Origin of the sequence: Snodgrassella sp. M0110 (assembly GCF_016101465.1) — a bacterium.
Classification (GTDB): domain Bacteria; phylum Pseudomonadota; class Gammaproteobacteria; order Burkholderiales; family Neisseriaceae; genus Snodgrassella; species Snodgrassella alvi.
The window spans coordinates 1-276 of sequence record NZ_JACFQM010000041.1 but is presented as its reverse complement, the minus strand read 5'-3'; the positions used below and the strand labels follow the sequence as shown (position 1 = coordinate 276).

Below are 276 nucleotides of genomic sequence, written 5' to 3'. Positions count from 1 at the left end.
AAGTGCGTATCGAACAGCTAAACCATACTGAACGCTACGGCTACGTCTACGATGCCCTCGGCCGGCGGATTGAAAAACACCGGCTGGACCGTGACGGCAAACCATGCAACCGCACCACCTTCCTGTGGGACGGGCTGCAAATGATTCAGGAAAGCGGCGCAGACAAACGGCAGAGCCTGTATCTGTATACCGATGAAGGCAGCTATGAACCGCTGGCGCGGATAGACAGAAACGGTAATCAGGAACAACACATCTACTACTTCCATACCGACCTGA

The 276-nt window shown here is 54.0% G+C and carries 1 pseudogene; it reads left to right on the top strand.

Annotation, left to right across the window (positions count from 1 at the left end):
• Positions 1-276: pseudogene (locus tag H3T84_RS12025) on the top strand (type IV secretion protein Rhs); the annotation flags it as partial.